The 281-nt window shown below is 41.6% G+C and carries 1 rRNA gene; it reads right to left on the reverse strand.

The annotated features are described in order from the left end of the window. Window positions 1–212 precede the first annotated feature (212 nt). Window positions 213–281: ribosomal RNA gene (locus M3182_RS25880) — 16S ribosomal RNA — on the reverse strand; the annotation flags it as partial.

The following is a 281-nucleotide window of genomic DNA, read 5'->3' on the forward strand; positions in this document are numbered from 1 at the left end:
GACCTCACGCTTATCAGGCGTGCGCTCTAACCAGCTGAGCTATAGGCCCCTCATAAAACAGGAAGAAATGAAATTTTTCATTACTCCTTCAAAACTAAACAAACAAGCAGTCAATAGTGCAATTTTTTAAAGTTGCTTAGTGCAATTTTTAAAATTGCTTTGTACGAATCGTAAGATTCGCATTCCGAATGTCCTTACGACATTATCCTTAGAAAGGAGGTGATCCAGCCGCACCTTCCGATACGGCTACCTTGTTACGACTTCACCCCAATCATCTGTCC

Source organism: Mesobacillus maritimus (assembly GCF_023715205.1).
Taxonomy (GTDB): Bacteria; Bacillota; Bacilli; order Bacillales; family Cytobacillaceae; genus Mesobacillus_B; species Mesobacillus_B maritimus_C.